Raw genomic sequence first — 419 nt, forward strand, 5'->3', positions numbered from 1 at the left:
CAATCACTCTAGCTGCAATGGTCCAATAACCTCGATACTCGGAAATAACTTCAACCGTATCAGCTTCCTCAGTACTTGTATGACAGAACACAAAAATATCTTCAACACCAGACATTCGAGCCACCAACTCAGCTTTCCCAGCCCTTTCAGAGTTTGATAGGGTATGATCCATTCCGGCCTCTACTGCTGTCGCGCTTATTTTTGCACTTTCCTGCAATAGTTTAAGCTCATTAGCCGATGGTTTTTTTCGATTCTGTCGAATTTCCGGGCCAATATCCCGGACTTTCCATTCTTTTAACTCATTTTCCAGCTCACTTACTAGGTATTCCGGCCACCATTCAATTTCTGCTAGCCCCGCTACCCCTGGTGGAGCCTCTCTCAAATATTCTCCTATTAATCTTGCTAAATTAGGACCACTT

General features: G+C 43.9%; 1 protein-coding gene. It reads right to left on the reverse strand.

From position 1 onward, the window contains the following. On the reverse strand, window positions 1-382 hold a 382-nt coding region (locus tag KH400_RS21460; protein ID WP_217228103.1), incomplete at its 3' end, for a hypothetical protein. Window positions 383-419: the final 37 nt, after the last annotated feature.

This window comes from Desertibacillus haloalkaliphilus (assembly GCF_019039105.1).
GTDB lineage: Bacteria > Bacillota > Bacilli > Bacillales > KJ1-10-99 > Desertibacillus > Desertibacillus haloalkaliphilus.